The sequence below is a fragment of the Sphingomonas sp. GW821-FHT10C01 genome (assembly GCF_059415525.1).
On the sequence record NZ_JBWKNK010000002.1, the window covers coordinates 105,551 to 128,849 of the forward strand.

Consider the following 23,299-nt stretch of genomic DNA (forward strand, 5'->3'; position numbering starts at 1 on the left):
GGTGCAAGTCTATCGTCCCGCACGACCGGGAAGGGGTTAAGGGGAATCGGATGAGCCTGCCCGCGATCGCCAATCTGTTCGCTCCACTGCCATTAGCGGCGGCGGGCGAAATATTCACCGAATTGCTCGCGCGGCCGGGCGTTCGGATCGAGCGGATCGTGTCGGAAGGGCAGGTGACGCCCGAGGACTCGCCGTTCGTGCAGGATGCCGACGAATGGGTGCTGTTGCTCGCCGGAAGCGCGGCGATCCGGCTGGAGGCGCATGACGAAGCCATGCTGGGACCGGGCGATCACCTGCTGATTCCGGGCGGGACGCGGCATTGGGTGACGCGCACCGACCCCGAGGTGCCGACGGTTTGGCTAGCGATCCACCTCGGCTGAGATGAGATAGGCGGTTACTTCCTGCGGGCTGGCGAAGGCGAAGTCGGGGTTGAGGTGCGCCAGCGCGTCGGGATTGGCATAGCCCCACAGCGCCGCGCCCGCGCGAACGCCGGTCTCGCGCGCGGTGTCGATGTCACGGGTTTCGTCGCCGATCGACAGCACCCGATGTGGTGGGACACCGCTGGCCTTCAACACCTTGCGGAATTTGGGCGCCTTGCCGAACAGCGACGCGCCGCATGCCCACCAGCTGACGCGGGCGGCATTCTCCGGGCCGAGCACGGCGCGGGCATTGGCCTCGCTGTTCGAGCTGACGACGGCGATGCGGATACCGGCGGCCTCGATCGCGGCGAGCATTTCGGGCACGCCGTCGAACAGATGGACCTGATGCGTATGGCGGCCGAACAGGCGGCGGACATAGCGGGCGATGAAAGGCAGCCGCCAGCGCGGAACCCGCAGGTGGCGGATTACGTCGCGCGTCGGCATCCGGCGCAATGGTTCGACCTCGTGCTTGCCGACCCGACGGAATCCGTAACGGTCCGACAGATGATCCATGATCGACAGGAACCACCCGCCGCTATCCGAAAGTGTCCCGTCGAAGTCGAAGATCACGAGCCTGGGGCCCGGCTCAGCCATGGCTGTGGCCGTCATGGTCGTGATCATCGTGCCGGTGGGTATCGTGCCCGCGACTATGCCCGTTGTGCATGCGACAGGGATCGCCGTCGCCGACCTCGATCTGGAGCGTCGCGTGACCGATGCCGAAATCATGTTCGAGCTTATGCTGGGCATCGTCGAGGAAGGCGTCACCCGGATGGCCGCCCGGGATGATCAGATGCGCGGTGAGTGCCGATTCGGTTGTGCTCATCGGCCAGATATGAAGATCGTGGACGCGGGTGACGCCGGGCAGGGCCGCGAGCGCTTCCTCGACCTTTTCGGGATCGATTCCGTCGGGGACGGCGTGAAGCGCCATCGTCACCGAATCGCGCAGCAGTCCCCAGGTGCTCCACAGGATCACTGCGACGATCACCAGGCTGATCGCCGGATCGATCCACGATGCATTGGTGAGCAGGATCAATCCACCGCCGACCACCACACCCGCCGAAACCACCGCGTCGGCAACCATGTGGAGATAGGCGCCGCGGATGTTGATGTCGCCGGCGCGGCCGCGCATGAACATGAAGGCCGTCGCACCGTTGATGAGGATGCCGACCCCCGCGACGATCATCACCGTCAACCCGGCGACCGGCGGGGGATCCTGGAAGCGCTGCACCGCCTCGAGCGCGATCGCGCCGACCGCCACCAGCAACAGCACGGCATTGGCAAGCGCGGCGAGGATGGTCGAGCTCGACAGGCCATAGGTGAAGCGGCGCGATGCCGGACGCTTGGCGAGCGAGGCGCCGCCCCAGGCGATCAGCAGCCCGAGAACGTCGGACAGGTTGTGCCCGGCGTCCGCTAGCAGCGCCATAGACCCGGTGATGATGCCGGCGGCGCCCTCAACGAGCACGAAGGCGAGGTTGAGCGCGGTTCCGATCGCGAAAGCGCGGCCGAAATCGGCGGGGGCGTGGCTGTGACCGGCGTGCGAATGGCCGGAATGACTGTGCGATCCGTGCATGGCGCCGCTTTTAACCGCTTGGTGCCATGTGATGCTAGGACACTGAGCAAGGAATTGCGCCGGGTGCTTGACCCTGACGCTGCGTCATCCCCGATAGGACGATTCGCGTGAAGATGAGGAACGACATGCGAACGGTACGGCAAGTGGCGAAGGCGGCGCGAATCAGTGTGCGCACGCTCCACCATTATGATGCGATCGGCCTGCTCAAGCCGGCGCATGTCGGGGCCAATGGCTATCGCTATTATGGCCGGACGGAATTGCTGCGGCTGCAGCAGATCCTGTTCTATCGCGAACTGGGGCTGGCGCTCGGCGAGATCGGTTCGATCCTCGACGATCCCGGCTTCGATCCGCTGGTGGCGTTGAAGGGCCACCGCACCGCGCTGGCGGCGCGGATCGACCAGTATCGCGACCTCATCCGCACGATCGACCGCACGATCGCGTCGCTCGAAAAGGATGAGACGATGGAAGACAGCGACTATTATGCCGGCATCGCGCCCGAGACCCGCGAACGCTGGGAAAACGAGGCCAAGAGCTTCTGGGGCGAGGACGCGGTGAAGGCGGCGCAGGCCAAGGCGCGAAACTTCTCGAAGGAGGAGGTCGCGGCGATCCGGGCCGAGATGGAGGCGATCAAGAGCGACTTCCGGCGGCTGTTCGCCGAACGCGTCGAGCCGGGATCGGACGAAGCGCAGGCGGTGACGGCCCGGCACTATACCTGGGTCTGTCACAGTTGGACCCCCGACGCGAAGGCGTTCGCGGGGCTGGGTCGCTTCTATGTCGAGAACCCGGAGTTCCGGGGGACCTATGACGATGGCGCGCTGCCCGGAACGGCGGCGTTCATCGCCGAGGCGATGGCGATCTACGCTGATCGATCGCTTTAGATCCTAACGGCGTTTCGGGCGGCGATCCTCGTCGCCTGGACGTCCGCCGGGTTGCGGCACCGGGCGGGTGGTGAGCAGCTCGGCGCGCGTGATCGCGCCGTTCTTGTCGCGGTCGAACCGCGTGAAGAACAGGGCGAAGCGAGCCCGCAGTTCACCCAGGCTGATGCGGTTGTCGCCGTCCTGGTCAACCTCGAACGGGCTGGGCAGCGCGTTGCGGTTGCCCAGCCAGCGCTCCGACCAGTCGCCGAACTGGATATAGCCGATCGAAGCCTGCCCCTTCGCTATGGCGTCGAAGCTCTTGCCCACGCCCGCGTCATATTCGGTGCGGGTGACGATGCCGTCGCCGTCCGTATCGAACGCGGCGATCGCCATCGCGACCGGTTCGGCGATCATCAGCGGGATCGGCTCGGAGCCGGGCTGCGGGGCCTGAAGCGGCACGCCCGGTGCGGGGGGCTGCTGCTGCGCGGCAAGGGCTATGGCGAGGGTGAAGAGGATCATGCGGTCTTTCCGGGCACGAGCAGGCTGGCATCGCCATAGCTATAGAAGCGGTAGCCCTCCGCAATAGCGTGGGCATAGGCGGCCTGCATCCGGTCCAGCCCCATCAGCGCGGAGACCAGCATGAACAGGGTCGAGCGCGGCAAATGGAAGTTGGTGACGAGGCCGTCAATGCCACGGAAGCGGTAGCCCGGCGTGATGAAGATCGCGGTGTCGCCTTCGAACGGGCGGATCACACCGTCCTCGCCGGTGGCGCTCTCGATCAGGCGCAAGCTGGTGGTGCCGACCGCGATCACCCGGCCACCCTTGGCGCGGACGGCGTTGAGCCGGTCCGCGGTCGCGGCGTCGATGCGGCCCCATTCGGCGTGCATCCGGTGGTCGTCGGTATCGTCCGCCTTGACCGGCAGGAAGGTGCCCGCGCCGACATGAAGGGTGAGGGTGGTGTGCCCGATTCCAGCGGTTTCGAGCGCGGCCATGAGGCCGGGCGTGAAGTGCAGCGCGGCAGTGGGTGCCGCGACGGCGCCCGGTTCGTTCGCGAACATGGTCTGGTAATCGTCGGCGTCGCGCGCGTCGGTCGGCCGCTTGGCGGCGATATAAGGTGGGAGCGGCATCCGCCCGGCACGCTGGAGCAGCAGCTCGACCGGCTCATCGCCGGGAAAGAGCAGGGTAAAACTTCCATCCTCGTGGCGCGCTTCGGCGGTCGCGGTGACGCCGTTACCGAAGTCGATGGTCTCGCCGACGCGCAGCCGCTTGGCGTTGCGGATGAAGGCGATCCAGTGGCGCGGCCCTTCGCGCTTATGGAGTGTGGCGCCGATCTTCGCTTCGCCGCGGGTTCCCTCGAGCTGGGCGGGGATGACGCGCGTATCGTTGAAGACGAGCAGATCGCCGGGTGCGAGCAGCGCGGGGAGATCGCCGACGGTGCGGTCTTCGGTATGCCCTGAATCGCCGGCACCGTCGAGCAACAGCAATCGCGCCGAATCGCGCGGCAAGGCCGGACGGAGCGCGATCCGCTCCGGCGGCAGCTCGAAATCGAACAGGTCGACGTTCATTGGGCCTCAACGCCCGGCGGTGCCGGGCGATCGATCACTTCTTGCCGGGGCCGGGCGGAAGCGCGGCGGGTTCCTGCACCGGCGCGGGCGGCGGTGGCGGGGCATAGGCCGGGGGGTTGTCCGCGGCGATATAGGCATGGACGATCTTGGCGGGGTCCGCAGGCGGCTCGCCGCGCGGGATCGCGTCGACATATTGCATCCCGTCGAGCACGCGGCCGAACACCGTGTACTTCTGGTCGAGCGCGAGCCGGGGCACGAACATGATGAAGAACTGGCTGTTGGCGCTGTCCTCGCTCTCCGCGCGCGCGGCCGACACCGCACCGCGAACATGGGGGAGGTAGTTGAATTCCTTGGTGAGGTCGGGCTGCTCGGAGCCGCCGGTGCCGTCGCCCTTGGGGTCGCCACCTTGCGCCATGAAGCCTTCGATCACGCGGTGGAAGGGGAGCCCGTCATAGAATTTCTTGCGGGTCAGTTCCTTGACCCGCTCGACCATCTTGGGTGCGACGTCGGGGCGCAACCAGATGGTGACGCGGCCACCGGTCGACAGGTCGAGAATCCACAGATTCTCCTTGTCGGTCGTCGCGGGCGGCGTCGCGCGCCCCTCGGGGCCGGGCACATATTGCGCGCTTGCCGGCAAGGCGAAGAGCGACGCCACAAAGGCAAGCATCAGGGCAACAAAACGCATCGATATCCTCACGGGACAGGAAGTTGCAGCGGCTTAGAGCAATTCGCGCGCGGCGGCAAAATGATTGCGCCGGGTGGCGGAAATAGGGCCGGCGAGGCCTAGGAACCCTTGCGCCCGATCACTTCCACCCGTGCCGAGACCTCATCGCGCACTATGGGTGGCACGAACTTGGCGATCTCGCCGCCGAACATCGCGATTTCCTTGACCAGCCGGCTGGCGATCGGCTGGAGCGAGACATCGGCCATCAGGAAGACGGTCTCGATCCGGCTGTTCAGCTGTTGGTTCATGCCGGCCATCTGATATTCGTACTCGAAGTCGGCGACCGCGCGCAGGCCGCGGACGATCATGCTCGCCCCTTCGCGTTCGGCGAAGTCCATCAGCAGCGAATCGAAGCTGACGACATGGATCTCACCCGCGATGCCCGAAACCTCGCGCTTCACCATCGCCATCCGTTCCTCGACGGTGAACATCGGATTCTTGGACGGGTTGGTGGTGACGCCGATCACGAGTCGATCGACCAGCTTCGCGCCGCGCCGGATGATATCCATATGGCCAAGCGTGATCGGATCGAAGGTGCCGGGATATACGCCGGTGCGGATGGTCATGGATGGGCTCCCTTAGCGGTCGCGTTCGAGCACGTAGCGGGCGATGTCGCGAAGTAGGTCGGCTTCCTCGCCATAGGCGTGGAGATGCTCGATCGCCTGATCGACAAGCAGACGCGCCTGTTCGCGCGCGCGGTCGGGGCCGAGCAGCGAGAGGAAGGTTTCCTTGCCCGCGTCGGCGTCCTTGCGCAGCTTCTTGCCTGCGGCTTCCTCATCGCCCTCGACGTCGAGCAGGTCGTCGGCGATCTGGAAGGCGAGACCGATGTCGCGCGCATAGCCGCGAAGGCCGGTGCGCCCCTCGGGCGGGACGCGGCCCAGGATCGCGCCGGCTTCCACCGACCAGGCGATGAGCGCGCCGGTCTTGAGTGCCTGGCAGCGCGTGACCGTGGCGAGATCGAAGTTCGACTGCTCCGCCACCAGATCCATCATCTGCCCACCCGCCATGCCAGCCGGGCCGGCCGCGCGCGCCAGTTCGGCGATCAGCTCGGCACGGACGAAGGGATCGGCATGGGTGGCGGGATCGGCCAGCACCTCGAACGCGAGCGCATGGAGGCAGTCGCCGGCGAGGATCGCGGTCGCCTCGTCAAAGGCGCGATGGACGGTCGGCTTGCCTCGGCGCAGATCGTCATTGTCCATCGCCGGCAGGTCGTCATGGATCAGCGAATAGACATGGATACACTCGACCGCGGTGGCGGCGCGCGCCGCGCAGACCGGGTCGACGGCGAACAGACGCGCGGTGGCGAAGGTCAGCAACGGACGCAACCGCTTGCCGCCGCCGATCGCGGCGTGACGCATCGCGGCGTAGAGGCGCGCGCGCGAATCGGTCGGGATGGCGAGCAGCAGGTCGAACTGGCGGTCGATCTCGTCCGCAACGTCGCGCATCGCCGATTCGAGTGCGATGCTCGCGCTGGCCACCGTCGAGTTCATCCTGCCGCGAAGGGCGTGGTGCCGGCGACGTTGCCGTCTGCATCGGCGCGGATCGCCTCGATCCGGGCCTGCGCCGCGTCGAGCCGGGCTGCGCATTGCTTGCGCAGCGCGTCGCCGCGTTCGTAGAGCGCGATCGCCTCGTCCAGCAGGGCGTCGCCGCTCTCGAGGCGGGAGACGATGCGTTCGAGTTCTTTCAGCGCATCCTCGAACGAAAGCGCGGCGATGTCGGTCCCCTCGGTCATGGCGCCGCTATGCGCTGTGGGCCGAACCAATTCAACCTCCCGCTATCGCCTCGGCGCCCCTACATTGGCCGTGAAGGAGACCTGCCATGTTCATCAGCATCAACCCGGCGACCGGCAAGGAGGGCGCGCGGTTCGAGGCGCTGGACGATGAGGGGATCGAGGCGGCACTCGTGCGGGCGCACGCCGCGTACCGCTCCTGGCGCGTGAGCGATATCGTTCAGCGCACCGCGCTGCTGACGGCCATCGCGGACCAGTTCGAGGCGAACAAACACCATCTCGCCGAGATCGCGACGCTGGAGATGGGCAAGACGCTGGCCTCCGCGATTGCCGAGGTGGAGAAATGCATCGCGGGGTTCCGCCATTATGTCGCCAAGGGGCCGGACTATCTCGCGCCGGTCGAGACGAAGACCGCCACGGGACGTGCAGTGGGACATTGGCTGCCGCTGGGGCCGATCCTGGCGGTGATGCCGTGGAATTTTCCTTATTGGCAGGTGGTACGCTGGCTGGCGCCGACGATCCTGGCGGGCAATGTCGGGCTGCTCAAGCACGCGTCGCTGACCCAGGGCTGCGCCGCGCTGATCCAGCAGATGGTGGGCGCCGCAGGCGCACCTGACGGCGTGTTCCAGAATCTGCCGATCAAGTCGGATAAGGTGTCGCGGATCATCGCCGACAGGCGCGTCGCCGCGGTTACACTGACCGGGAGCGAGGGCGCGGGCGCCAAGGTCGCGGAGGCGGCGGGCCGGGCACTCAAGAAGGTGGTACTGGAACTGGGTGGGTCTGACCCGTTCATCGTCATGCCCTCGGCCGATCTCGATCTGGCCGTGAAGACCGCGGTCAAGGCACGCGTCCAGAATGCCGGGCAGAGCTGCATCTGCGCCAAGCGGATGATCGTCCACGCCGATATCCATGACGCGTTCCTGGAGAAGTTCACTGCGGCGATGCTGGCGGTGAAGATCGGCGACCCGATGGCGGACGGGGTGGAGATGGGCCCGCTATCGAGCATCGAGCAGCGCGATACGGTGCTGGAGCAGATCGCGCGAGCCGTTGCGGACGGCGCGATACTAGTGGGCGGCGCGAAGATCGACCGCGACGGCGCATGGATGGGTGCGGGCGTGCTCACCCATGTCGATCCCGATGCCGATTTCGCGCAGGAGGAGATTTTCGGTCCGGTCGCGATGGTGTTCCGCGCGGACGATATCGACGCGGCGATCGCGCTGGCCAATGACGTGCCGTTCGGCCTCGGATCGAGTGTGTGGACCCGCGATCAGGCGGAAATCGACCGCTTCGTACGCGATATCGAAAGCGGGATGACCGCGGTGAACCAGCTGCTCGCCTCGACTCCCGAGGCGCCGTTCGGCGGCGTCAAGCTGTCGGGCCATGGCCGCGAGCTTGGGCCATGGGGACTCCATGAGTTCATGAACCTGAAGGCGGTGATGCTGGCGGAGTAGGTAGAGGGGGCCGGTCAGCGGGCCTTCGACATTTTTCGGCGTCTTCGCCTGGAAGCCGACATTCCGGATACGATCCGTTGCGGATATCGGCTGACTTCGCGATATTAGATGGGAATGATTGAATCACGACTTCTCGGCAAACACCTTTCACAGTTTGTTTCGGTGCTTGGCTATCCGGTTGTTGTGCCGCCCCGACCGGCGCCGGACGACCTTGAGTTCGGACTAGACCGGTACATAGAGCTACCCAGCCGCGGTGTTTGCGTGCTGATAGATTGGAACGATACGTGCAATAGTGTTCAGTTCTTCGGCGCGAAGAACGAGATGTCTTATGAGGAGTATGCAGGGGAGTTGCCTGCTGGCCTCACATTCGAAAGCTCAAGATGCGCAGTTCGCGAAGTGATGGGGCCGCCTGTCGCTAGCAACGATCGTACATTCATGGACCATCCGCTCATTGTTTATCCCTGGGATTGGTTCATTCACGAAGGTCGAAAGGTCCACTTCCAATACAACGCTACGGTCGATTGCATTTCGCAAGTTACCGTGATGCCCTTGCCCGAGCCGGGTTGAGGATTCTGGCGGCTGCTTCCTACCCAGATTCGGTCATTCAGTACTCCGTTAGTGGTGCCCGAAAGCTGGCAAATATCGGGAGCGTAATTCGCTGCGTGGCCTAGACGCTGGCCTCTGTCGCGATCTCGATCAGCAGGTCCTTGCGGCTGAGCTTGCCGATCATCGTCTTGGGCAGCTTCTCGCGGATCACCACGGCGTCGACGCGCTCGTGCTTGCCGAGCTGCGGATTGAGCCAGTCGCGCAGCGTATTGCCTGTCACCGCTTCGGCATCGTCGTTGAGCGCGACATAGGCGCGCGGGGTCTCGCCGCGATAGGCATCGGGCATCCCGACCACCAGCGCCTCCTTCACCGCGGGATGGCGGTAGAGCACTTCCTCGATATGTTTGGGGAAGACCTTGAAGCCGCCGACGGCGATCATGTCCTTGAGGCGATCGACGATCTTGATGAAGCCGTCTTCGTCGATCTGGCCGACATCGCCGGTGCGCAGCCAGCGCTGGCCGCTGGCATCGACGGTGAAGGTGCTGTCGTCGGTTTCGGGCCGGTCCCAATAGCCCTGCATCATCTGTGGCCCGGCCAGGACGATCTCGCCCGGTTCGCCTTCGGGGGCGGGCTTGGATGGATCCTCCTTGTCGACCAGCCGCACATGGGTGGCGATGATCGGCTGGCCGATCGTGCCCGACTTGCCCTCGGCGACATAGGGGTTGGCGGAGACCACGCCCGAGCTTTCGGACAGGCCATAGCCCTCGATCAGCTTGGCGCCGGTTGCGGCCTCGAAGCGGGTCTTGAGCTCGGCCGGAAGCGGCGCGCCGCCCGAGATGCAGTATTTGAGGCTCGACCAGTCGGTCGATGTCGAGTTGGGGTGGTCGAGCAGCGCCTGGAACATGGTCGGCACGCCGGGCAACGCCAGCGGGCGGGTGCGCGTGATCGCGGCGAGCGCCTGCGCCGCATCGAAGCGCGGGAGCATCACGATCTCGCCGCCGGTGATGACGGTGCGGTTGAGCACGCAGGTGTTGGCGAAGACATGGAAGAATGGCAGCACGCCCAGCACCTTGTCCTTGGTCGTGCCCAGTTCCGGGTCGAGCTTCGCCACCTGCCGCGCATTGGCGGTCAGGTTCTGATGCGTGAGCATCGCGCCCTTGGGCACGCCGGTCGTGCCGCCGGTATATTGGATCAGCGCGAGGTGCGTCTCGGGATCGATCGTCGCGGTTTCGCACGCGCCGTCGTTCGCGATGAGCTTGGAGAAGGCGATGATGCGCGGATCGTCGGGCTTCTCCGCGACTTCCTTGGCCTTGAACCAGCGGTAGAGCAGCGACTTGGCGGGGGGCAGCGCACCCGCGACCGAACCGACGACGAGCCGCTCGAGACTGCTCGCCTCCAGCACCTTGAGCGCGGTCGGGAGAAGCGCGGTGGCGCTGATCGTAAAGAGCAGGCGGGTGCCCGAATCCTCGACCTGGGCTTCGAGTTCCTCGACCGAGTAGAGCGGTGAGAAGTTTACGACCGTCGCGCCGAGCTTGAGGATGCCGTAATAGGCGGCGACATAGTGGGGGACGTTGGGCAGGAACAGGCCGATGCGGTCGCCCGGACCATAGCCCAGCGCCTTGAGGCCGCAGGCGACGCGGTTGGCGCCGTCGAGCGTCTCGGCATAGCTGTAATGCCGGCCCATGAAGTCGAGCAAAGGCGCATTGCCCATCCGACGGGCCGAGTCATCGAAAGCGGTCGCCATCGACAGCGGGGGCAAGACCTGATCCCAGGGACCGGGATGACGATAGGCGGTACGCCAGACCTGCTCGGGATCGCTCATTGACACAGGTGTAAGCAACTCGTCCGGCGTGTCAACGCGGCGAAAATCAGCGGCGCGAACCCTTCGCCGTCCAGGTATAGAGTACCGAGACGGCCATGACGCCGAAGTCGAGCGCCGCCTGGAATTTGTGGGGCGCGACGTCGGTCACGTCATGCGTGACGATGTGAATGTTCGCGGAGGGGTGGTGCATCGCGGAGAGCGCCAGCAACGCGGCGCCGCCACCGGCGAGAGCGATCCTGCGCTTGCTGAAACTGTCCATCCTAAGCGGCCTCCCTGCGCCGCGGGCCATTACGCAGCCGCCGGCTGAACGGCAACTGAATTGGGCGCGGATCAGGCGGCTTTCGACGCGGCGCGGACGCGGTCGCGCCCCGCCGATTTGGCCGCGAACAATGCCGTGTCGGCGGCGCGATAGAGGGTCTTCCAGTCTGCTTCGGCGGCAAGCGATCCGGTGGCGGTCCCGATGCTCGCGGTAACGCGCAGGTCGAACGGCATCCGCGTCGCGCGCAGGCGGGCCAGGATCGTGTCGGGATCGACGGGCTCGGCCATCGCGGTGACGATCGCGAATTCCTCTCCGCCGAAGCGAGCGATCAGTGCGCCGGTGGGCGCGATCGTGCGCAGGGTGCGGGCGACGACACGCAGCACTTCGTCCCCGCCGTCATGGCCGAGCGTGTCGTTGACCTGCTTGAAATGGTCGAGGTCGAGGATCAGCAACGTCTGCGCGCCCGGCCGACCGATCGCCTGGGCCAGGAAAGACCGGCGGTTGAGCAGGCCGGTGAGCGGATCGGTATCGGCAAGGCGGCGGGCGACGGTTTCGGCCGCGACCGCGGCGTCGCGCTCATGGCTGAGCAGGCGAATACGATAGGCGATCGCGACCGAGGAGATCAGCGCCTCCGCCGCCATCGACAGGATCGTCGAATTGTCGAGCCAGAAGTTCCAGCGGATCAGCCCCAGATTGGCGAAGGTGCGAAGGCTGGCGGCGAAGATCGGCAACGCCCAGGCCAGCGCGAACACCCACAGGAAATTGGATCGCCCGCGCCAGGCACTCCACAATGTCGCCGCGACGCAGATCAAGACGCCGAAGAACACCCAGGAATAGACGCGGTCGACGATCTGGACGCCCAGGGGGGCGAAGGTGACGAAGAAGACCCCGGTGCCGATCAGCACCGCCACGGTCGCACGGATCAGCAGCCGCAACCGCGGACCGAAGACATGCTCTTCGAAAAAGGCGCGGGCGAACAGCAGCGCCGAGGCGCTGGCAAGGGTGAGCAACAGATAGTTGAGGCGGAGTCGATCGTTGTTGGCGATGTCCGGCACCATCCACGCCATCGCGCCCGATGATGTGTAAGCATAGGCCAGCAGCGCGGCAACCATGACGCAATAGGCGAGCTGAAATCGGTACCGGAGCGAGGCCCAGAGCGCGAGATTGTAGATCAGCAGCGCGAGCGCGAGGCCGCCGAAGCCGCTGTAGATCGCCGCCATGACCAGGTTGGCGCGATCGCTGCCCGCCTTGGTCGCGATACGCGCGCCGATCACGATCCCGCGCAGGTTCCCCGCGCCCTCGACATGCCACATCAGCCGTTGGACGGGGGCATGGGTGTGGGGGATCGGGTATTGGACGATTGCGCCCAACTGGATGCGCTTGGTGATGCCGCGATTGTCGTCGGCCATCGTCGCCAATCGGCCATCGGCAAAGAGGATGTGCAGGCTCAGCCGCTGTTGCCAGACGCTGCCGAGCCGGGCGACGAGCGGGTCGTCAAACGTGGAGAGCTTTCCGATCGGGTTGGAGATCACCCAATAGTCGCCCGGTCCAAAGGCGGTCTGTTTGGTCGTGCAATCGAAGCGTTGCGGTTCGCGGATCAGTCTCGCCGGATCGTCGCCTGGTTGCGCGCGCAGCACGCAAACGCTGAGTGGCTGACCCACCTGGCCGGCACCGAGATTCGCGAATTGGGCGCGCGCCGGGGCCGCGAGCAGCATCAGCGCCGCGAGCAGCGTTCCGAGGAGGGCGGCAAAGCCACGAACCATGACGGAGGTCTACGCACAGGACCCGAACAACTGGTAAATGGAATCTTGTGTCGGAAAGGTTTCTTCGGGTGGGGATCAGCCCTCATCCGGGGTTGGCGCGGTCGTAGCGGTCACGATTGGCGTAGATGGCGGTAAGGTTACCCGATGCCCAGCCGCCGAGCTGCAGGATCGGCTCGGACAGCGAATGGCCAAGATCGGTGAGCCGGTACTCCACCTGTGGCGGCACGGTGGGGTGAACGGTCCGCGCGACTAGACCGTCGCGCTCAAGCGCCTTTACGGTACGGGTCAGCATCTGCTGCGAGATCCCCTCGACCGCACGCTTGAGTTCGTTGAAGCGATGCGGCCGCTGATACAGCGTCATCACCACCAGGACTGTCCATTTGTCGCCGATGCGCGCGAGGATGCCGGTGATCGTCTGGCATTCACGGCGTCCCAAGGAATGAGAGGGGGAGTTGGGAGTCATAGGCATGTGACCTAGCCTCAAAAATATGCGTTCTTGGCGCGCTTGGGGTGGTTACATAGCTAGCCCTGGTCACAAATCCAGACCAGGAAAATTGACCCATGAAACTGCTTCACATCGATTCAAGCATCACTGGCCAGGTTTCGGCAAGCCGCGCGATCAGCGCCGCCGTCGTCGAGCGGTTGGGTACCGAAAACCCGGCGATCGAAACCATTTATCACGATCTGGCCGCGCGGCCCTTGTCACATCTGACGCTCGATATCCTCGGTGATCCGGCGGCCAATGCTGAACTCCAGGCCTTTCTGGCGGCGGATGTCGTCGTGATCGGCGCGGGCTTCTACAATTTCGGCATCCCCAGCCAGCTCAAGGCATGGCTGGACCGCATCCTGATCAGCGGCCAGACCTTTCGCTATGGCACCGAGGGACCGGAGGGGCTTGCCGGGGACAAGCGCGTGATCGTCGCGCTGACGCGTGGTGGCGTCTACGGCGAAGGCTCGCCCGCAGCGGCGTTCGAACATGCCGAGACTTATCTCAAGGCGGTGTTCGGCTTCATCGGGATCACGCCCGAATTCATCGTGGCCGAGGGACTGGCGATGGGGGACGAAGCCCGCGTGACGGGCATGGCGGCGGCGCTTGAGGCAGCCCGCAACCTTTCCGCTGTTGCGCTGGCGGCCTGAGCAGGGCTGGATGAAGAATGGGGCGGGATCACTCCCGCCCCATTTCGTTACTTGGCCTTGGCCGCGACGGTCTTCTTGCCGCCGCCCTTCTTCGGCGGTTTGGGCGCCGCGGGGGTGATCGCGAAGGTCAGCGCGCCGTCCTTCAGCTTCACCTCGACCTCGCCGCCATGGACGAGCTTGCCGAACAGCAGCTCCTCGGCCAGCGGCTGCTTGATCTTCTCCTGGATCAGGCGGCCCATCGGACGCGCGCCATAGAGCTTGTCATAGCCGCGCTCGGTGAGCCACGCCTTGGCCGCATCGTCGAGGCTGATATGCACGCTACGATCGGCCAGCTGGAGCTCGAGCTGGAGGATGAACTTCTCCACCACCCGCTCGACCACCTTGGGCGGCAGATAGTCGAACGGCACGATCGCATCGAGGCGGTTGCGGAATTCGGGGGTGAAGAGCTTCTTCACCGCGTCTTCCTGAACGTCCTCGCGGCTCATCTCGCCGAAACCGATGCTCTCGCGCGCCATGTCGGACGCGCCGGCATTGGTCGTCATCACCAGGATGACGTTGCGGAAATCGACGGTCTTGCCGTGGTGATCGGTCAGCTTGCCGTTGTCCATCACCTGCAACAGGATATTGAACAGGTCCGGATGCGCCTTCTCGACCTCGTCGAGCAGCAGGACGCAATGCGGCTGTTGGTCGATCGCATCGGTGAGCAGGCCGCCCTGATCATAGCCGACATAGCCCGGAGGCGCGCCGATCAGGCGGCTCACCGAATGGCGCTCCATATATTCGGACATGTCGAAGCGCTGGAGCGGGATGCCCAGCAGCTCGGCGAGCTGCTTGGTCACCTCGGTCTTGCCGACACCGGTCGGGCCGGTGAACAGATAGTTGCCGATCGGCTTTTCGGGATCACGCAGGCCGGCCCGGCTGAGCTTGATCGCCGAAGCGAGCACTTCGATCGCCTTGTCCTGCCCGAACACGACACGCTTGAGGTCGGTCTCGAGATTGGCGAGCGTCTTGGTATCGTCGGTCGAGACCGATTTCGGCGGAATGCGCGCCATCGTCGCGATCACCGCCTCGATCTCCTTGGGGGTGATCGTCTTCTTGCGCTTGGACGGCGGCACCAGCATCTGCATCGCGCCGACCTCGTCGATCACGTCGATGGCCTTGTCGGGCAGCTTGCGGTCGTTGATGTAGCGCGAGCTCAGCTCCACCGCCGACTTGATCGCGTCGGGGGTGTATTTGACCTTGTGATGATCCTCGAACGCGGTGCGCAGACCGGCGAGGATCTTGATCGTATCCTCAATCGTCGGCTCGTTGACGTCGATCTTCTGGAACCGGCGCAGCAGCGCGCGGTCCTTCTCAAAGTGATTGCGGAATTCCTTGTAGGTGGTCGAACCGATGCAGCGGATCGATCCGCCCGACAGCGCCGGCTTAAGCAGGTTCGACGCGTCCATCGCGCCGCCGCTGGTCGCGCCCGCGCCGATCACCGTGTGGATCTCGTCGATGAACAGCACCGCGTGCGGTAGCTTCTCAAGCTCCGACACGACCTGTTTCAGCCGCTCCTCGAAATCGCCGCGATAGCGGGTGCCAGCAAGCAGCGCGCCCATGTCGAGCGAGTAGATCACGGCTTCCTTGAGCACCTCGGGCACGTCGCCCTCGACGATTTTCCGCGCGAGGCCTTCCGCAATCGCGGTCTTGCCGACGCCGGGATCGCCGACATAGAGCGGGTTGTTCTTGGAGCGGCGGCATAGGATCTGGACGGTGCGGTCGACTTCCGGCCCGCGGCCGATCAGCGGATCGACCTTGCCGGCCTTGGCCTTCTCGTTGAGGTCGACGGTGAATTGCTTGAGCGCGCTCTCGCTCTTCTTCCCGCCCTCGTTCTTCGCCGGTTTCTCTTCCTCCATCGCGCCCTTGGGCGGCGAGGTGTCGGCCGGGGTCGCGCCCTTGCCGACGCCATGGCTGATGAAGCTCACGGCATCGAGGCGGCTCATATCCTGCTGCTGCAGGAAATAGACGGCATAGCTCTCCCGCTCGCTGAACAGCGCGACCAGCACATTGGCACCGGTCACCTCGTCGCGGCCCGAGGACTGGACGTGCAGGATCGCGCGCTGGACGACGCGCTGGAACCCGCTGGTGGGCGAGGGGTCGGTCGCTTGATCGACGCGCAGCGCCTGAAGCTCGGTATCGAGGTAGTGCGCGACGGTGGTCTTGAGCTCGTCCAGGTCCACGCCGCACGCGCTCATCACCTTCGAGGCGTGCTCATCGTCGACCAGCGCCAGCAGCAGATGCTCGAGCGTCGCATATTCGTGGCGGCGCGAGCTTGCTGCTTCCAAAGCGCGGTGGAGGGTCGATTCCAGGGCGGAGGCGAAACTAGGCATTCGGATACAACTCCAGTCGGGCCATCAGGATATGCGGCCCGTCTTTTCCAATGTTGGAAGTGCGGGCCTCAGCATCAACCACTGGCGCATCAAGCGCTGTGAGCCTCGTGTCGGAGTTCATGGCGTTCCGCCCGATCCCCGGTCCTACGCTCATCGCTTGAATAGAGCGTCAGCGCTTGCGCGATGGTTAACGGCGCGTTCCATCTTTTGTCGGCTGCGAACGATTTCGGCTTCAAGCAGCTGGATGCGCTCCGCCAGTTCCTCGACCGAAAAGGGGTCAAGGTCTTGCCGGGCGAGCTGCGCGGCGGGGTCGTCCTTGCGACGGGGAAGATCGGCCTCGTCCATTGCACTGCAGCGTCGGATGCCATTTGGGTAAAGTCAAGCGGGCCGGGCAGCATAAACTGGTGATAGATAAGGTGGTTGAAGCCTTGACGTCGTGGCTTCAGCACCCGATTCATGGACCAAGGGGGAACAGCATGACGAGCGTGCCACAGCAGATGACGGCCATTGATCCGGAGGTACCGGGCGGTCCCGAGGTGCTGACCCCCGTGCAGCGTCCGGTGCCCCAGCCGGGCGCGGGAGAGGTGCTGATCCGTGTCGCCGCGGCAGGCGTGAACCGGCCCGACGTCGTCCAGCGGCTCGGCGCCTATCCGCCGCCGCCGGGCGTGACGTCGATTCCGGGCCTTGAGGTCGCGGGCGAAGTGGTGGCGATGGGTGAGGGTGTCCCGGCAGAGATGATGCACCAGCGCATCTGCGCGCTGATCGCGGGCGGCGGTTACGCTGAATATGCCGTCGCGCCGGCCGTCCAGTGCCTGACGGTGCCGGATGAGCTGACGCTGGTCGAGGCGGCGGCAATGCCTGAGACGCTGTTCACCGTCTGGACCAATTTGTTCGAGCGCGGTTATGCGACCGAGGGTGAGACCGCGCTGATCCATGGCGGCACCAGCGGGATCGGGACGATGGCGATCTCGCTCTGCAACCTGTTCGGGGTGAAGGTGATCGTGACCGCGGGCAGTGACGACAAGGTCGCGGCGTGCCTGGCGCACGGCGCCGATCACGTGATCAATTACAAGACTGAGGATTTCGTCGCGCGGGTGAAGGAAATCACCGACGGGCGCGGCGCCGATGTCGTTCTCGACATGGTCGGGGGCGACTATGTCGCGCGCAACATCCGCTGCATGGCCGATGACGGTCGCCACGTCTCGATCGCGGCACAGGGCGGGATGCAGGCGACCGTTCCGATATTCGAGATCATGCGCCGCCGCCTGACATTGACGGGATCGACGCTGCGCGCCCGCGACACGGCGTTCAAGGGGCTGGTCGCGGACGAACTGTCGCGCAACGTGTGGCCACATGTCGAGGCGGGGAAGCTGAAGCCGGTGATCGACCGTACCTTCCCGCTGGCCGAGGCGGCCGAGGCGCACCGCCACATGGAAAGCGGCGCGCATATGGGCAAGATCGTGCTGGTGACCGGCGCCTAGTCGGCGAGCGCCGCGTAGCGCGCGTCGATCTGCTTCGCCATGTCGAGCAGGTGGGTGCGGACTTGGCCCAGGTTCGCCGGACGTGGCGACCAGTCCGGGTCGGGAAACTGCTCGATCGCGCGTTCGAGGTTCGCCTCATCGACGAACCCGGCGTCCGGCGTCGCGGCACGCAGATCCTTGAACGGCGCCAGGAAGATATAGCCGTCGAACAGGTCCGCCAGGGTGAAGTCGCGGTCGCACATGCTGTAATGGCTATAGTCGCGGATCGACCCCATCGGGGCGCCGCGCAGGTCGAACCCCGCCGGACGATTGCCGTTCAGCCGCATGATCCGTTCGACCGCGCCGTCGCCCGGCTGCTCGAAGAAATCGCGGCGGCCTGGAAGCGCGGGCAATGACTGGTGCAGCATCACGTTGGTAATCCGGCTGCCATAGGCCGCATGCAGCCGGTTGCCGAGCGCGTTGGCGGATCGCTGGCAAAATCCCTCGCCGTCGCTTTGTGTCTGCCCGGCGGCAAAGCGGGTGAAGGCGTGGAGCGTGCCGGTCAGCACCAGCGCCTTCTGTCCCTTATCCAGCACCTCGCGGGCTATCCGTTCGGCGCGGAACTGGTCGACCATCCCGCGCGGGAAGACCTGTCGCAGCGTCTCGGGCGTACGGGTGCCCGTGAAGCCGCTCCAATCGAAGATATAGCTCATATTGACGATGCGGAACGGCGGCTTGCCCTTGGGCAGGCTGCGGTTGAACGCCCACACCGCGCGATAGAGGTCGCGATAGTCCTGCCAGCTCCACATGACGTTATAGTTGAACATCAGCGCGCGGGCGGCTGCTGCGTCATAGGCGGGTGCCGTCACCAGCCGGTCGAGCCGGGCCTGATCCTCCTCCGCGCCGAACTCCATGACCAGGTTGGTGATCCCGGCGGCGTAGAGCTTCGGAATCGCGTTGGCGACGAAGGCCACGCTCTGCCGGACCGCATGATCCTCGCCGAGCAGGACGACGTCGGCGCTGCGAAACTTCCCGAGCAGATAATCGTCGGGCGTCCGTGCCGCGCGCATCTGCGCTAGCCGGTCGGCTTCGACCCTGGTTTCGGAAGTGTCGTCCGGCGCGAGCAGGAAGGTCAGCGGATCGGCCAGCCGTGCGGCCCACGCCTTCTCGCTGTGATCGGTCCCAGGATAGACGCGGCTTCGGAACGTAGCGGTCCAGCCGGCGCGGCGCATGAACGCCTCGAACGGCGCGGTATAGGGCGTGTAGCGCGCGTCCAGCGTCTCGGTGCCCCGGTCGACATAGATACGGTGCCGCTCGGGCGAGAGGTGCGCGAGCGCGATCTGCGTCTCGAACGCGCGCAGCACCTGACCGGTATAGAGCGGCGCCTCGGGCAGCGGCTTGCCTGAATTGCCCAGCAGCCAGTGCATCGACAGCGACGCACTGCCGCCGAATACCTCTGGATATTGGATCTGCGCATAAAGCGAGATCAGCCCGCCCATCGACGATCCCATGACGAAGGTCCCTGACCGGTCCGCCCGGGTGCGGTAATGCTGGTCGATGAACGGCTTGAGCTCGCGGACGAGGAACTTGAGGTAAGCATCCGACCGCGGGCTGCCGCCCCATCCATCGCGGATCATCGTCCGGCTGGTCTCGGGCAGCAGGTCGAAGATGCGCTGGGGCAGATATTCGCGGCCCCGTGCGGCCGAATTGTCGATGCCGACGATGATGACGGGCGGGATCTTGCCCTCGCGGATCAGGCGGGCGGCGGTCTCGCCGACGCCCCAGCTCTGCCCGCCGAACGCGCGCGCGCCCTCGTGGAGATTCTGCCCATCCTGCATGTAGATTACCGGGAGCGGTGGGCCGCCCTCGCCATAGCCGTCGGGCAGCCAGACGGTGACGTCGCGGGCGTCCACATGGCTCGACGGAAAGGCGTCGTGGCGGATCAGCCGCGGCGCGGCATCGGCGGTTGCGGCATGGACCGCACCCAGGCAGGCAAGCATCAGGAAGATCGCACCCCGCAGCCACCTGCCGCCAATCCCCGTCATCCGCTTCCTCCCCATCTCCGCCCGGTCGCCTCGCCAACGGATCGCCGGGCGATAGGAAGGGGGCACCCTTGCGTAAAGCGAACGCGCGGGTGAATACGTATGTCGCGTGAATGCGCGGACGCGAATTGTCCGGCCATCGGGGGGTGGATGCAATGCGGGATTTCGTACTGGCGGTGCTGGTGATTGCCTTCGGGGCGATCCTGTTATTCTCTGAGCGGGGGTGGGTGCTGAGCGATCAGCGGCGCGTGGTTTCCCATGTGGCCGATATCCCCACGGACGGCGGGCCGGGGCTGGCCGAGCTGCCCTATTTCGTCTTCCGAGGCGGGGTGCATGTGCCGGTGGACCACAGCAAGTTCGAATCGCTGATGCTGAGGGTGACGACCGGGCAGGCGCGTTTCGAGCCGACCCTTCAGGATCGCGAGAAATGGCCGTCGCTCGGGTTTGCGGTGCGCGAATGGACGCTGTTCGGCATGCCGTTTGGCTATTTCAGTGAGATGAACCACGTCCTCTATACGGAATCCCCGCGTGAGACGGTGATGGTGCCGCTGGGCGAGGAGGGGCTGGCGCTGCTGCGCAAGGAGCTCGGGCGCGATTTGACCGAGGGGTTCGTCTATCCGTTCTGGCGGCATTTGTGGGGCTGGCTATTCGTCGCCGGTATCGCGCTGTGGGGCTGGCTGTATCACCGCAGCGTGTTGAAGCGTCGCGAGGAACTCGGCCTGATCTGAGGCCGGATGTCGTATGTCGATGCCGCATGGCGGTGCGTCGATGACGCCTTGCTCGCGGGATGGGCGATCCTAGCGGCACCGGCAGCGCGGTTGCGCGTTCAACAGGGGGAGATCGACATTGATCCTGCACGAATATTCCGCGTCGGGAAATTGCTACAAGATCCGCCTTGCCGCCGCGCTGGCGGGCAAGCCGATCGAGCGGCGTGAGTATGATATCCTGAAGGGCGAGACGCGGACCGAGGCTTTTCTGGCGAACGTCAACGCCAATGGCCGCATCCCGGTGCTGCAGGATGGCGCTCGCTTCCTGCCCGAAAGCAACGCCGCGGCCTTCTACGTCGCGGAGGGGTCGGGACTGATCCCGGCCGATCCGTTCGACCGCGCGGACATGCTGCGCTGGATGTTCTGGGAGCAATATAACCACGAACCCAATATCGCGACGGTGCGCTTCTGGCTGGGCTGGGTGGGGGAGGAGAATCTCTCCGACCTTCAGCGCGCGATGCTGCCCGGCAAGCGCGACGGTGGCGTGGCCGCGCTCAAGCTGATGGATGAGCATCTGGCGAACCGCGACTGGCTGGTGGGCGATGGGCCGAGCGTCGCCGACATCTGCCTCTATGCGTACACGCATGTTGCCGAGCAGGGTGGGTTCGAGCTGTCGCCCTGGCCGGCGGTGCGGGCGTGGATCGCGCGTGTCGAGCAGCTGAAGGGCTATATTCCCATTACCGCGTGACAGCGCGATGACGCCGGAACGCACGCGACTGTAACATTCGAAAGCCATTAGCGCCCCGGGCAAGGACTTGTTGCGGGGCGCATATGGCCACGATCACTCGGCTTCCGTTCGACGGACATGTCACCGATCTCGCGGATTTCGCCGCTTCCAACCCGGCGATCCCCGAACGGCTGATCGGCGGGCGCAAGCAGTATCGCACCATCTGGATTTCCGACATTCATCTCGGCACGCGCGGCTGCAATGCGGAGATGCTGATCGACTTCCTCGACCATGTCGACAGCGATACCATCTACCTGGTCGGCGACATCATCGATGTCTGGCAGCTCAAGAAGAAGTTCTACTGGCCGGCCGCGCACAACGACATCGTGTGGCGCGTGCTCAAGCGGGCCAAGCGCGGCGCGCGCGTGATCTATGTCCCCGGTAACCATGACGAGATTTTCCGCCAGTTCACCGGCCTCAATTTCGGCGGGGTCGAGATCAAGCGCCAGGCGATCCACCAGACCGCTGACGGACGGCGCCTGCTGGTGCTGCATGGCGATGAGTTCGACGCGATCACCATGTCCCACCGCTGGCTCGCGCATCTTGGCGACGCCGCCTACACGGCGGTGATGGCGCTCAACCGCTGGTGCAACAAATACCGGCGCTGGCGCGGACTGCCCTATTGGTCGCTGAGCAAGCACGCAAAACAGAAGGTCAAGAACGCGGTCGAGTTCATCTGCGGCTTTGAAGAGATTGTCGCGAAGGAAGCCGGCGCGCGAGGCGTGGACGGCGTCATCGCGGGCCACATCCACACCGCCGAGATGCGCAACATCGACGGGATCGACTATTATAACGACGGCGATTGGGTGGAGGGTTGCACCGCGCTGGTCGAGCATTACGATGGCCGGATGGAAATTCTCCATTGGGCCGACGAGATCGCAGCACGCGAGCCTCTCGACCCGCAACGGGTCGAGGCGCTGGCGGCAGCTTGATCGAGCAAGAGATGCGGATCGCGATCGTGACCGACGCCTGGGAACCCCAGGTGAACGGTGTCGTCCGTACGCTCCAGGCGGTGCGCAAGGTGCTTGAGGCGCAGGGGCATAAGGTGCTCGTGATCTCGCCCGACCTGTTCTACTCGGTGCCGTGCCCCACCTATCCCGAGATCCGGCTGGCTATGGTGCGGAGCCGGACGATCGGCGATCTGCTCGACGAGTTTTCGCCGCATGCGGTACATCTGGCGACCGAGGGGCCGGTGTGCGTGGCGGCGCGGCGCTGGTGCCTGCGCCATGATTTTCCCTTCACCACCGCCTATCACACCCAGTTCCCCGACTATGTCGAGGCGCGTTCGGGCGTACCTGCGGAGTGGGTGTGGCGCTATATTCGCTGGTTTCATGCGCCCGCCCAGTCGATCCTCGCCTCCACTCCCTCGATCCGGCAGGCGCTGGTCGATCACGGCCTGACGCAGGTACGGCATTGGGGGCGGGGGGTCGATCTTGCCAATTTCCGCCCAGGTCTCGATCCGCACCCGGCGATGGCTGAACTGGAAGGCCCGATTCAGCTCTATGTCGGCCGTGTTGCGGTCGAGAAGAATCTCGAGGCGTTCCTCGCCTCGAAGCATCCGGGCACCAAGGTCGTCGTCGGCGATGGTCCGGCACGGGCGGCGCTGGCGGCCAAATATCCGCAGGCACGCTTCCTGGGGTCGATGTTCGGGGCTGAGCTGGCGAGCGCCTATGCCGCCGCCGACGTCTTCGTCTTCCCGAGCAAGACCGATACATTCGGGCTGGTGATGATCGAAGCGCTGGCGTGCGGCACGCCAGTCGCTGCCTATTCGGTGACCGGGCCGGTCGATATCCTGACGCCTGAAACCGGGGCGATGAACGACGATCTCGATGTCGCGATCGCCACGGCGCTGACCAGGGATCGCGGGGCCTGTGCCGATTATGGCCGCGGCTTCACCTGGGAAGCGAGCGCCCATCAGTTCCTGATGGCGCTGGTCCCGATCGTCGAGGAAGCGCGCGCGGCCTGACGTCCGGTTATCAAGTTACGGTATCGCCGGGAAAAGGGATCGGTTATTACGCCGCGTCCTTCTGTGCGCCTATCGGAAGTCATGCGCGCCGTTGACCTGATATAAAGATATCTTTATATCTAT

The 23,299-nt window shown here is 65.2% G+C and carries 25 protein-coding genes; 10 read left to right on the forward strand and 15 right to left on the reverse strand.

The features are described from left to right. Positions 1-50: 50 nt before the first annotated feature. A complete protein-coding gene (locus AC07M1_RS12535; RefSeq protein ID WP_495162949.1) occupies positions 51-380 on the forward strand; it encodes a cupin domain-containing protein in 330 nt (109 codons plus the stop codon). Here the strand turns inward: AC07M1_RS12535 and AC07M1_RS12540 are convergent. Together AC07M1_RS12540 and AC07M1_RS12545 are read right to left on the reverse strand one after the other, a co-directional pair. Beyond that, positions 360-1,013 (reverse strand): HAD hydrolase-like protein, encoded by a 654-nt coding sequence (locus AC07M1_RS12540; protein ID WP_495162950.1) that lies wholly within the window; start codon positions 1,011-1,013, stop codon positions 360-362. The genes AC07M1_RS12535 and AC07M1_RS12540 overlap by 21 nt on opposite strands. Further along, a complete protein-coding gene (locus tag AC07M1_RS12545) occupies positions 1,006-1,989 on the reverse strand; it encodes a cation diffusion facilitator family transporter (protein WP_495162951.1) in 984 nt (327 codons plus the stop codon). Before AC07M1_RS12545 ends, AC07M1_RS12540 begins: the two co-directional genes overlap by 8 nt. Before the next feature lie 113 nt (positions 1,990-2,102). Between AC07M1_RS12545 and AC07M1_RS12550 the strand changes: the two genes are divergently transcribed. Further along, positions 2,103-2,867 carry a MerR family transcriptional regulator gene (locus AC07M1_RS12550; protein ID WP_495163247.1) on the forward strand — a complete coding sequence of 255 codons (765 nt, stop codon included), beginning with the start codon at positions 2,103-2,105 and terminating at the stop codon, positions 2,865-2,867. A gap of 3 nt (positions 2,868-2,870) precedes the next feature. On the opposite strand, the gene AC07M1_RS12555 is transcribed toward AC07M1_RS12550, so the two are convergent. From AC07M1_RS12555 to AC07M1_RS12580, 6 genes are all read right to left on the reverse strand, one after another. Beyond that, positions 2,871-3,365, reverse strand: coding sequence for an EF-hand domain-containing protein (locus AC07M1_RS12555; RefSeq protein WP_495162952.1), 495 nt, complete (start codon positions 3,363-3,365; stop codon positions 2,871-2,873). Beyond that, positions 3,362-4,411, reverse strand: coding sequence for a tRNA preQ1(34) S-adenosylmethionine ribosyltransferase-isomerase QueA (gene queA, locus AC07M1_RS12560; RefSeq protein WP_495162953.1), 1,050 nt, complete (start codon positions 4,409-4,411; stop codon positions 3,362-3,364). Before queA ends, AC07M1_RS12555 begins: the two co-directional genes overlap by 4 nt. A gap of 34 nt (positions 4,412-4,445) precedes the next feature. After that, positions 4,446-5,096 (reverse strand): peptidylprolyl isomerase, encoded by a 651-nt coding sequence (locus tag AC07M1_RS12565; RefSeq protein WP_495162954.1) that lies wholly within the window; start codon positions 5,094-5,096, stop codon positions 4,446-4,448. 98 nt (positions 5,097-5,194) lie between these two features. Further along, positions 5,195-5,701, reverse strand: a complete 507-nt coding sequence (coaD, locus tag AC07M1_RS12570; protein ID WP_495162955.1) for a pantetheine-phosphate adenylyltransferase — start codon at positions 5,699-5,701, stop codon at positions 5,195-5,197. Positions 5,702-5,713: 12 nt separating this feature from the next. Further along, positions 5,714-6,625, reverse strand: coding sequence for a polyprenyl synthetase family protein (locus tag AC07M1_RS12575; protein ID WP_495162956.1), 912 nt, complete (start codon positions 6,623-6,625; stop codon positions 5,714-5,716). After that, a complete protein-coding gene (locus tag AC07M1_RS12580) occupies positions 6,622-6,867 on the reverse strand; it encodes an exodeoxyribonuclease VII small subunit (RefSeq protein WP_495162957.1) in 246 nt (81 codons plus the stop codon). The genes AC07M1_RS12575 and AC07M1_RS12580 overlap by 4 nt, the downstream gene beginning before the upstream one ends. Before the next feature lie 86 nt (positions 6,868-6,953). On the opposite strand from AC07M1_RS12580, the gene AC07M1_RS12585 reads away from it, so the two are divergent. Together AC07M1_RS12585 and AC07M1_RS12590 are read left to right on the forward strand one after the other, a co-directional pair. Next, the gene (locus AC07M1_RS12585; RefSeq protein ID WP_495162958.1) at positions 6,954-8,315 is read left to right on the forward strand and encodes an NAD-dependent succinate-semialdehyde dehydrogenase; all 1,362 of its coding nucleotides are present in this window, start codon (positions 6,954-6,956) and stop codon (positions 8,313-8,315) included. 114 nt (positions 8,316-8,429) lie between these two features. Continuing rightward, on the forward strand, positions 8,430-8,882 hold the full coding sequence (locus AC07M1_RS12590) for a DUF6392 family protein (RefSeq protein WP_495162959.1): 453 nt from the start codon (positions 8,430-8,432) through the stop codon (positions 8,880-8,882). A gap of 100 nt (positions 8,883-8,982) precedes the next feature. Here the strand turns inward: AC07M1_RS12590 and AC07M1_RS12595 are convergent, their stop codons facing one another. The 4 genes from AC07M1_RS12595 to AC07M1_RS12610 all read right to left on the reverse strand — a co-directional run bounded on the left by AC07M1_RS12595 (position 8,983) and on the right by AC07M1_RS12610 (position 13,141). Then, positions 8,983-10,683 carry a long-chain-fatty-acid--CoA ligase gene (locus AC07M1_RS12595; protein WP_495162960.1) on the reverse strand — a complete coding sequence of 567 codons (1,701 nt, stop codon included), beginning with the start codon at positions 10,681-10,683 and terminating at the stop codon, positions 8,983-8,985. Between the two features lie 46 nt (positions 10,684-10,729). Beyond that, entirely contained in the window at positions 10,730-10,942 is a 213-nt protein-coding gene (locus tag AC07M1_RS12600; RefSeq protein WP_495162961.1) for a hypothetical protein, read from the reverse strand. A 71-nt stretch (positions 10,943-11,013) separates the two neighbouring features. Continuing rightward, positions 11,014-12,705: a GGDEF domain-containing protein gene (locus tag AC07M1_RS12605; protein WP_495162962.1), complete on the reverse strand. Its 1,692-nt coding sequence runs from the start codon at positions 12,703-12,705 to the stop codon at positions 11,014-11,016. An 82-nt stretch (positions 12,706-12,787) separates the two neighbouring features. After that, a complete protein-coding gene (locus tag AC07M1_RS12610; RefSeq protein WP_495162963.1) occupies positions 12,788-13,141 on the reverse strand; it encodes a winged helix-turn-helix transcriptional regulator in 354 nt (117 codons plus the stop codon). Between the two features lie 125 nt (positions 13,142-13,266). Here AC07M1_RS12610 and AC07M1_RS12615 point away from each other — a divergent pair, with 125 nt between their 5' ends. After that, positions 13,267-13,842: an FMN-dependent NADH-azoreductase gene (locus AC07M1_RS12615; RefSeq protein WP_495162964.1), complete on the forward strand. Its 576-nt coding sequence runs from the start codon at positions 13,267-13,269 to the stop codon at positions 13,840-13,842. Between the two features lie 47 nt (positions 13,843-13,889). Here AC07M1_RS12615 and clpA read toward each other — a convergent pair whose 3' ends face one another. Both clpA and AC07M1_RS12625 read right to left on the reverse strand, forming a co-directional pair. After that, entirely contained in the window at positions 13,890-16,214 is a 2,325-nt protein-coding gene (gene clpA, locus AC07M1_RS12620) for an ATP-dependent Clp protease ATP-binding subunit ClpA (RefSeq protein WP_495162965.1), read from the reverse strand. 150 nt (positions 16,215-16,364) lie between these two features. After that, a complete protein-coding gene (locus AC07M1_RS12625; RefSeq protein ID WP_495162966.1) occupies positions 16,365-16,559 on the reverse strand; it encodes a DUF1192 domain-containing protein in 195 nt (64 codons plus the stop codon). Positions 16,560-16,690: 131 nt separating this feature from the next. Here AC07M1_RS12625 and AC07M1_RS12630 point away from each other — a divergent pair, with 131 nt between their 5' ends. Next, positions 16,691-17,695, forward strand: a complete 1,005-nt coding sequence (locus AC07M1_RS12630) for an NAD(P)H-quinone oxidoreductase (RefSeq protein WP_495162967.1) — start codon at positions 16,691-16,693, stop codon at positions 17,693-17,695. On the opposite strand, the gene AC07M1_RS12635 is transcribed toward AC07M1_RS12630, so the two are convergent. Continuing rightward, the gene (locus AC07M1_RS12635) at positions 17,692-19,719 is read right to left on the reverse strand and encodes an alpha/beta hydrolase (RefSeq protein ID WP_495162968.1); all 2,028 of its coding nucleotides are present in this window, start codon (positions 19,717-19,719) and stop codon (positions 17,692-17,694) included. The two genes, AC07M1_RS12630 and AC07M1_RS12635, sit on opposite strands and share 4 nt — an antisense overlap. A 110-nt stretch (positions 19,720-19,829) precedes the next feature. On the opposite strand from AC07M1_RS12635, the gene AC07M1_RS12640 reads away from it, so the two are divergent. From AC07M1_RS12640 to AC07M1_RS12655, 4 genes are all read left to right on the forward strand, one after another. Next, positions 19,830-20,444 (forward strand): hypothetical protein, encoded by a 615-nt coding sequence (locus tag AC07M1_RS12640; RefSeq protein ID WP_495162969.1) that lies wholly within the window; start codon positions 19,830-19,832, stop codon positions 20,442-20,444. A gap of 118 nt (positions 20,445-20,562) precedes the next feature. Continuing rightward, positions 20,563-21,171, forward strand: coding sequence for a glutathione S-transferase family protein (locus AC07M1_RS12645; protein WP_495162970.1), 609 nt, complete (start codon positions 20,563-20,565; stop codon positions 21,169-21,171). A gap of 83 nt (positions 21,172-21,254) precedes the next feature. Continuing rightward, positions 21,255-22,142: a UDP-2,3-diacylglucosamine diphosphatase gene (locus AC07M1_RS12650; protein ID WP_495162971.1), complete on the forward strand. Its 888-nt coding sequence runs from the start codon at positions 21,255-21,257 to the stop codon at positions 22,140-22,142. 11 nt (positions 22,143-22,153) lie between these two features. Next, positions 22,154-23,176, forward strand: coding sequence for a glycosyltransferase family 4 protein (locus AC07M1_RS12655; protein ID WP_495162972.1), 1,023 nt, complete (start codon positions 22,154-22,156; stop codon positions 23,174-23,176). Positions 23,177-23,299 lie beyond the last annotated feature (123 nt).

What these genes read in the sequence shown, in the direction of transcription:
- AC07M1_RS12635 (WP_495162968.1), bottom strand. Translation starts at nt 19,719, where the DNA reads ATGACGGGGATTGGCGGCAGGTGGCTGCGGGGTGCGATCTTCCTGATG.
- AC07M1_RS12540 (WP_495162950.1), bottom strand. Translation starts at nt 1,013, where the DNA reads ATGGCTGAGCCGGGCCCCAGGCTCGTGATCTTCGACTTCGACGGGACA.
- AC07M1_RS12590 (WP_495162959.1), top strand. Translation starts at nt 8,430, where the DNA reads ATGATTGAATCACGACTTCTCGGCAAACACCTTTCACAGTTTGTTTCG.
- AC07M1_RS12650 (WP_495162971.1), top strand. Translation starts at nt 21,255, where the DNA reads ATGGCCACGATCACTCGGCTTCCGTTCGACGGACATGTCACCGATCTC.
- AC07M1_RS12600 (WP_495162961.1), bottom strand. Translation starts at nt 10,942, where the DNA reads ATGGACAGTTTCAGCAAGCGCAGGATCGCTCTCGCCGGTGGCGGCGCC.
- AC07M1_RS12545 (WP_495162951.1), bottom strand. Translation starts at nt 1,989, where the DNA reads ATGCACGGATCGCACAGTCATTCCGGCCATTCGCACGCCGGTCACAGC.
- AC07M1_RS12630 (WP_495162967.1), top strand. Translation starts at nt 16,691, where the DNA reads ATGACGAGCGTGCCACAGCAGATGACGGCCATTGATCCGGAGGTACCG.
- queA (WP_495162953.1), bottom strand. Translation starts at nt 4,411, where the DNA reads ATGAACGTCGACCTGTTCGATTTCGAGCTGCCGCCGGAGCGGATCGCG.
- AC07M1_RS12555 (WP_495162952.1), bottom strand. Translation starts at nt 3,365, where the DNA reads ATGATCCTCTTCACCCTCGCCATAGCCCTTGCCGCGCAGCAGCAGCCC.
- AC07M1_RS12565 (WP_495162954.1), bottom strand. Translation starts at nt 5,096, where the DNA reads ATGCGTTTTGTTGCCCTGATGCTTGCCTTTGTGGCGTCGCTCTTCGCC.
- AC07M1_RS12640 (WP_495162969.1), top strand. Translation starts at nt 19,830, where the DNA reads ATGCGCGGACGCGAATTGTCCGGCCATCGGGGGGTGGATGCAATGCGG.
- AC07M1_RS12575 (WP_495162956.1), bottom strand. Translation starts at nt 6,625, where the DNA reads ATGAACTCGACGGTGGCCAGCGCGAGCATCGCACTCGAATCGGCGATG.
- clpA (WP_495162965.1), bottom strand. Translation starts at nt 16,214, where the DNA reads ATGCCTAGTTTCGCCTCCGCCCTGGAATCGACCCTCCACCGCGCTTTG.
- AC07M1_RS12585 (WP_495162958.1), top strand. Translation starts at nt 6,954, where the DNA reads ATGTTCATCAGCATCAACCCGGCGACCGGCAAGGAGGGCGCGCGGTTC.
- AC07M1_RS12605 (WP_495162962.1), bottom strand. Translation starts at nt 12,705, where the DNA reads ATGGTTCGTGGCTTTGCCGCCCTCCTCGGAACGCTGCTCGCGGCGCTG.
- AC07M1_RS12595 (WP_495162960.1), bottom strand. Translation starts at nt 10,683, where the DNA reads ATGAGCGATCCCGAGCAGGTCTGGCGTACCGCCTATCGTCATCCCGGT.
- AC07M1_RS12625 (WP_495162966.1), bottom strand. Translation starts at nt 16,559, where the DNA reads ATGGACGAGGCCGATCTTCCCCGTCGCAAGGACGACCCCGCCGCGCAG.
- AC07M1_RS12550 (WP_495163247.1), top strand. Translation starts at nt 2,103, where the DNA reads ATGAGGAACGACATGCGAACGGTACGGCAAGTGGCGAAGGCGGCGCGA.
- AC07M1_RS12655 (WP_495162972.1), top strand. Translation starts at nt 22,154, where the DNA reads ATGCGGATCGCGATCGTGACCGACGCCTGGGAACCCCAGGTGAACGGT.
- AC07M1_RS12535 (WP_495162949.1), top strand. Translation starts at nt 51, where the DNA reads ATGAGCCTGCCCGCGATCGCCAATCTGTTCGCTCCACTGCCATTAGCG.
- coaD (WP_495162955.1), bottom strand. Translation starts at nt 5,701, where the DNA reads ATGACCATCCGCACCGGCGTATATCCCGGCACCTTCGATCCGATCACG.
- AC07M1_RS12580 (WP_495162957.1), bottom strand. Translation starts at nt 6,867, where the DNA reads ATGACCGAGGGGACCGACATCGCCGCGCTTTCGTTCGAGGATGCGCTG.
- AC07M1_RS12615 (WP_495162964.1), top strand. Translation starts at nt 13,267, where the DNA reads ATGAAACTGCTTCACATCGATTCAAGCATCACTGGCCAGGTTTCGGCA.